Source organism: Terriglobus sp. YAF25 (assembly GCF_052113305.1).
Classification (GTDB): Bacteria; Acidobacteriota; Terriglobia; order Terriglobales; family Acidobacteriaceae; genus Terriglobus.
This window is the reverse complement of record NZ_JBFRCY010000562.1, coordinates 1-3,150: the sequence shown is the minus strand read 5'-3', so window position 1 is coordinate 3,150 and position 3,150 is coordinate 1. Positions and strand designations below refer to the sequence as shown.

Below are 3,150 nucleotides of genomic sequence, written 5' to 3'. Positions count from 1 at the left end.
CATTGCCGCCATGCCGCGCAACGTCGTCCGCTATCGTAACGGCCTCTGTGAACATCCAGAGGAGATCGCTGCCCCGATCACGGAAGCTACGGTCCAGGTTGCAGCTCCGCCGGCCGGTCTGTTTTAGAAAGCATGGGCTGGAGCATTTTCCCTGTTGGTGGGTAGCCCGAAAAGAGTGTGCAGCGGCGTTTTCATTGCGGAAAACGCGCATAGATGCCAAGGCCCTACACTACACCTGCAGGGAAAATGCTCTATCTTTTTGACGGCTGATTTGCGGCGATGGCCAAGTGTGGCGTTTTCTTCGTCGCCTATCTGCTCGCCCCGATTCTCGAGCATCTTGATCGTTAACTATCGAAAGCGATGGAGTGTCCATCGCCTTCCTCAACTCGCTATAATCGCCCGCGCAATGGATACGCCACAACCCTCTCCGCCACAAGAACTGCAGCCCGGTGACTTTTATTACGAGGGCGAATATCTCGTCTTCACGGCGCAGTATCTGCTACGCCGTGGCTACTGTTGTAACAACGGCTGCAGGCACTGCCCGTATCGAGAGAACGACTACGAAGACTAGTGCTTAGTGCGTCGGTGGCTGCGGCGGAATCGCGGACGCCGGAGTCGGAACCGAGGCCGGGCTCTCGATTGCCATCAGGAAGGCGCGCGTGTCGCGAATCAGCAGTGCTAGCTGCGGATCCTTTTGGTACTTGCGGAACACCGGGTCATCTTTGACAGCGTTGCTCACATCCATGCCGCCTTCGGCCGCCTTCGCCAGGTAACGGTACATCGTCTGGGTCTCGCCGCTACGGGCGTAGACACGCGCCAGCTCAAAGCAGAAGCGGGCACGATCGTTGGCCGAGATCACATGAGTTGCAATGCCGCCGGAAGCGCGATGCTCGTACATCTGCGGGTCCAGCGTCAGCGCGGTCTGGAACTCCTTCTGTGCCGACTCCATATCCTTCTGGCTGAAGTAGGACGCTGCCAGGTTGGCATGGAAGACGGCGGACTTTTTATCGAGCTTGATCGCCTTCTTATACTCGCCGATCGAGTTGCCGAAGTGCTGCTCCAGGTAATCCACCGTGCCCAGGTTGTTCCAGGCCTCGGCATACTTCTTATTGATCTTCGTTGACATTATGAAGCTCTGACGTGCGGAGCGGTTGTCGTTCATCTCCAACTGGATCAGTCCGATCTTGTTGGTCAGTCTTGCCTTGTCACCGCCGCGCTCCAGCGCATAGCGGTAGTAGTCCATGGCATCCAGCGGATACCGGCGCGCACGCAGAATATCGCCGGCAACCTCCAGCTTTTCATGGGGGGCGAGCTTCGGGTCGGGCAGATGTAGCGAGATCTGGTGCCACTCTTCGGTCTCATGCATCCGTACATCGGTGGCCACCCGGCCGTCTGGGTTAGAAGCACGCTGGGCCGTGACCGCGCATGGGGCGGTGAGGCACAGCATCATCAGAAATGAAACAGAGTGTACGCGCATAGGCGCACCTCCCAATCTTGTGCCTGCGATTATTGCGCGCAGGTACAGGCGCGTCAATCAAGCAATGAAAAAGTTACAAACCGATAAATGTTCCAGTGCCGCTTTGGAAAACAAGGATTTTCCTGCTGCCGGCTGCTTTCGGCAGGCCGGTCCAGACTCCGGTTCATTCACCGCGAAAGCGCCATCAAGCCGCTCCGCAAATCCGTTGCCGACTCAACAGCCTTATCCAACTCCGCATGCGCCCGCGTCCATAAGGGAAGCGCGGCCTGGAGCGCGGCATGCCCCTCCGCCGTCAGGCTCAACATGCGTGACCTTCGGTCGTTCGGGTTGGCCTCATTGCGCAGCAACTCCCGGCGTTCCAGCGGCTTCAACGCTGCCGTCAACGTAGTTCGGTCCATGGCTAACAGGTTTGCGACCGAGGCCATCGGCGCCGGCTCTGGCCGATTCAACGACATCAGGATCGAGAACTGTCCGTTGGTCAGTCCGGAAGGTTTCAGCACGGCGTCAAACCGTCGGGCCAGCGCTCGTGCTGCTCGCTGAACGTGCAGGCACAGACAGGTATCTCGGACGTGAATCGTCGTTTCGAAGGGCACCGCGCATGAGGCCGAAGTTGACACTGTCACTATTATGTTGATATCAACGTATCGAAGTCAAGAAGGAGATTTCCCCATCATGCCAGATCATGCCGTCGTCTCTCCTGAAGCCTGGCTCGAAGCCCGGAAAGCCTTCCTCCAGCGTGAAAAAGAGCTCACCCACCTCCGCGATGCCATTAACCGCGAGCGTTTGGCGCTGCCCTGGGTGAGGGTCGAGAAAGAGTATGTTTTCGACACGGAACAGGGGCCAAAAAACCTCGCCAGCCTCTTCCAGGGACGTAGCCAGCTCATCGTCTATCACTTCATGCTCGGTCCCGGATGGGAGGCAGGCTGCCCCGGCTGCTCGTTCTTGGTCGACCACGTCGATGGAGCCCTGCCGCACGTCAACCACCACGATGTCACCTTTACGGCCGTCTCCCGCGCTCCGCTGCCGGAAATCCAGGCCTACAAGCGGCGCATGGAGTGGAAGTTCCCGTGGGTCTCGTCCTTCGGCAGCGATTTCAATTTCGACTTCAACGTCTCGTTTACAAAGCAGCAAATTGCCGAGGGTATTACCTACAACTATGAGCTGCATCCGGGCCGCGACGGAGGAGAGACCGAACTGCCCGGCATGAGCGCCTTCTTCCGTGACGCTGATGGAACTGTCTTCCACACCTTCTCCAGTTATGCGCGCGGCATCGAAGACTGGATCGGTACGCTGATGATCTTTGACCGGGCCCCGCTTGGCCGCAATGAGAGCAGGACGATGAGCTTTCTCAAGCGGCACGACGAATACGAAACCAAACCGAAGGCAGCCGTATGCTGCCATGGAGAGTAACTCTGATGAAACTGAATGCGTACCTCAACTTCGGCGGCAACTGTCGCCAGGCCTTCGAGTACTACGAGCAGCACCTCGGCGCGAAGATCGTAATGTCGATGACCTTCAACCAGTCGCCCGATCAGAGCAATGTTCCTCCCGGAGCCGGCGACCAGATTCTGTACGCGAATCTCTCCATCGCCGACACGCAGATCATGGGCAGCGACACTCCGAACTACGAGCCCATCCGCAGTTCGTATCTCACGCTCTCCGTGCCCGAGGCC

The 3,150-nt window shown here is 58.3% G+C and carries 4 protein-coding genes and 1 pseudogene; 3 read left to right on the top strand and 2 right to left on the bottom strand.

All coding sequences use genetic code 11. The features are described from left to right. Positions 1-406: 406 nt before the first annotated feature. Entirely contained in the window at positions 407-571 is a 165-nt protein-coding gene (locus tag AB4043_RS20105; RefSeq protein WP_442301612.1) for a DUF5522 domain-containing protein, read from the top strand. 3 nt (positions 572-574) lie between these two features. On the opposite strand, the gene AB4043_RS20100 is transcribed toward AB4043_RS20105, so the two are convergent. Together AB4043_RS20100 and AB4043_RS20095 are read right to left on the bottom strand one after the other, a co-directional pair. Then, a complete protein-coding gene (locus AB4043_RS20100; protein ID WP_442301613.1) occupies positions 575-1,477 on the bottom strand; it encodes a tetratricopeptide repeat protein in 903 nt (300 codons plus the stop codon). Between the two features lie 167 nt (positions 1,478-1,644). Then, positions 1,645-1,977, bottom strand: a complete 333-nt coding sequence (locus AB4043_RS20095; RefSeq protein WP_442301614.1) for a MarR family transcriptional regulator — start codon at positions 1,975-1,977, stop codon at positions 1,645-1,647. A gap of 172 nt (positions 1,978-2,149) precedes the next feature. On the opposite strand from AB4043_RS20095, the gene AB4043_RS20090 reads away from it, so the two are divergent. Both AB4043_RS20090 and AB4043_RS20085 read left to right on the top strand, forming a co-directional pair. Next, positions 2,150-2,887 carry a DUF899 domain-containing protein gene (locus AB4043_RS20090; protein ID WP_442301615.1) on the top strand — a complete coding sequence of 246 codons (738 nt, stop codon included), beginning with the start codon at positions 2,150-2,152 and terminating at the stop codon, positions 2,885-2,887. A gap of 5 nt (positions 2,888-2,892) precedes the next feature. Next, positions 2,893-3,150: pseudogene (locus AB4043_RS20085) on the top strand (hypothetical protein); the annotation flags it as partial.

Coding starts and splice junctions, on each gene's coding strand:
- AB4043_RS20100 (WP_442301613.1), bottom strand. CDS start 1,477: ATGCGCGTACACTCTGTTTCATTTCTGATGATGCTGTGCCTCACCGCC.
- AB4043_RS20090 (WP_442301615.1), top strand. CDS start 2,150: ATGCCAGATCATGCCGTCGTCTCTCCTGAAGCCTGGCTCGAAGCCCGG.
- AB4043_RS20105 (WP_442301612.1), top strand. CDS start 407: ATGGATACGCCACAACCCTCTCCGCCACAAGAACTGCAGCCCGGTGAC.